Source organism: Pseudomonas emilianonis (assembly GCF_023072625.1).
Lineage (GTDB): Bacteria > Pseudomonadota > Gammaproteobacteria > Pseudomonadales > Pseudomonadaceae > Aquipseudomonas > Aquipseudomonas paraveronii.
In genome coordinates this window covers 1-2,532 of record NZ_JAKNRV010000537.1, presented here as the reverse complement: position 1 = coordinate 2,532, position 2,532 = coordinate 1, and the positions used below count along the sequence as shown (strand labels likewise).

General features: G+C 63.7%; 3 protein-coding genes. 2 read left to right on the top strand and 1 reads right to left on the bottom strand.

The genetic code is table 11. From position 1 onward, the window contains the following. The coding region (locus L9Z73_RS28990) for a LysR family transcriptional regulator (RefSeq protein ID WP_247408272.1) at nucleotides 1-176 on the bottom strand (176 nt) is incomplete at its 3' end. A gap of 111 nt (nucleotides 177-287) precedes the next feature. Here L9Z73_RS28990 and L9Z73_RS28985 point away from each other — a divergent pair. Together L9Z73_RS28985 and L9Z73_RS28980 are read left to right on the top strand one after the other, a co-directional pair. Beyond that, nucleotides 288-1,580, top strand: coding sequence for a CitMHS family transporter (locus L9Z73_RS28985; protein ID WP_247408270.1), 1,293 nt, complete (start codon nucleotides 288-290; stop codon nucleotides 1,578-1,580). Nucleotide 1,581: 1 nt separating this feature from the next. Further along, nucleotides 1,582-2,532 (top strand): acyclic terpene utilization AtuA family protein (locus tag L9Z73_RS28980; RefSeq protein ID WP_247408269.1); only part of this gene is annotated, 951 nt, incomplete at its 3' end.

Below are 2,532 nucleotides of genomic sequence, written 5' to 3'. Positions count from 1 at the left end.
ATGCTCACATGCCGCGGGCTGCGGTCGAGCAGGGCGACGCCGAGCCAGTCTTCCAGTTGCTGAACTTGCACGGTGAGCGCGGACGGCGACAGGTGCAGTTCGTTGGCCGCCTTGGTAAAGCTGCCGGTGCGCGCGACGGCGAGGAAGGCTTGGATGTGTTGGATTGAATTCTTCATTTTGTTTTTCCGAACACCAGCTGGTGAATATTCCAATTTACAAAGTCTAACGCGCTTCCAATACTCCAGGGAAAACAATAACCGGCCACCAAGGCCGCTCTGGAGTAACCCATGCTCGCTACCCTGGGTGTCATTACCATCCTTTGCTTGCTCGCTGCCGTCATGAGCAAACGCCTCTCGCCCCTGGTGGCGCTGATCGCCTTGCCGATCATCGCCGCGCTGCTCGGCGGGTTCGGCCTGCAAACCAGTGCCTTCGTCATTACCGGTATCAAGAACGTCGCCCCGGTGGTGGGCATGTTTGTGTTCGCGATCCTGTTTTTCGGGATCATGACCGATGCCGGCATGCTGGACCCCATCATTGATCGCATCCTGCGCACAGTAGGGACGCGCCCTACACGCATTGTCGTTGGCACCGCGACCCTGGCCCTGCTGGTCCACCTGGACGGCTCCGGCGCGGTGACGTTTCTGGTGACGGTGCCGGCGATGCTGCCGCTGTATACGCGGCTGGGCATCGACAAACGCATCCTCGCCTGCGTCTGCGCGATGGCCGCCGGGGTCAACTTCCTACCGTGGACCGGCCCGGTGCTGCGCTCGTCGGCCGCGCTGCATGTGCCGGTGGCGGACCTGTTCCAGCCGCTGATCCCGGTGCAAATCGTCGGCTTGATCTTCGTTTTCGCCTGCGCCTGGTGGCTTGGCCATCGTGAAGAAAAACGCTTGGGCCTGGGCGCCGGCTCGACCGTGGACGCCATGCCGCAACGAGTGCTCAGCGACGACGACATCAAGCTGCGTCGCCCACGGCTGTTCTGGGTCAACCTGCTCCTGACCGTCCTGGTCATGGTGGTGATGATTGCCGGCTGGGTCGACCCGGTGGTGATGTTCATGCTCGGTACCGTGGTCGCGCTGTGCATCAACTACCCGAATGTCGACGCCCAGCGTGCACGCATCGACGCCCATGCAAAAACGGCGCTGACCATGGCCAGTATCCTGCTCGCCGCCGGGGTGTTCACCGGCATCATGCAAGGCACCGGCATGCTCAAGGCGATTGCCGAAGTGGCGGTGGCGCAGATTCCGGCTGGCCATGGCAAGTTGATTCCGGCGGTGGTGGGCTTCCTGTCCATGCCGCTGAGCATGTTGTTTGACCCCGATTCCTACTATTTCGGCGTGATGCCGGTGATCGCCGAAGTCGGCAAGGCCCTGGGCGTCGACCCGCTGCAAGTGGCCCAGGCCTCGCTGCTCGGCGTACACACCACCGGTTTCCCGGTCAGCCCGCTGACCCCCGCGACCTTCCTGTTGGTGGGCCTGTGCAAGATCGAACTGGCCGATCACCAGCGCTTCACCATTCCGTTTCTGTTCGCCGCGTCGGTGTTGATGACCCTGACGGCGTTGCTCTTGGGAGTGTTTTGAGATGAAAACCTTGCGCATCGGTTCCGGCGCCGGCTACTCCGGCGACCGTATCGAACCTGCCGTGGAACTGGCCGAACAGGGTGACCTGGATTATCTGGTTTTCGAATGCCTGGCCGAACGCACCATCGCCTTGGCGCAACAGGCGCGCATCAGCGATCCACAGGGCGGGTATGACCCGCTGCTGAGTGAACGCATGCGCCGGGTGCTGCCCTTTGTCGGCGAGCATGAAGGTCGCCGGCGCTTGCGGGTGATCACCAATATGGGCGCGGCCAACCCGCTGTCGGCGGCCCGTGAAGTGCGGCGCATCGCCAGCGAACTGGGCCTGGCCCTCAAGGTCGTGGCGGTGGTGGGCGATGATGTGCTCGACGTGTTGCGCCCCGAGCAGGTGTTGGATAACGGCCAGACCCTTGGCTCGCTGGGCGCGCGGCTGATTTCCGCGAACGCCTACCTGGGCGTCGATGGCATTCTGGATGCGTTGCGCGCCGAGGCCGATGTGGTGATCACCGGGCGTGTTGCCGACCCCTCGTTGTTCCTGGCGCCGCAGATGTTTGAGTTCGGTTGGGCGGCGCACGACTGGCCGCGCCTGGGGCGTGGCACGCTGGTCGGGCATTTGCTCGAATGCGCGGGGCAGGTCAGCGGTGGTTATTTCGCCGATCCCGGGTTCAAGGACGTGGATGACCTGGCGCGCCTGGGCTTCCCCTTGGCCGAGATCGATGCCGAGGGCAACGCCGTGATCACCAAAGTGAGCGGGTCTGGCGGGCGCGTCAGCCGCGCCACGTGTACTGAGCAACTGATCTACGAAGTGCATGACCCGGCGGCATACCTGACGCCGGACGTGACGGCCGACTTTTCCTGCGTGAGCTTTGTCGAGGAAAGCGTCGACCGGGTACGCGCCCAGGGCGCTGCCGGACGGGCGCGGCCGGAGCGGCTGAAAGTCAACGTGGGTTATCTG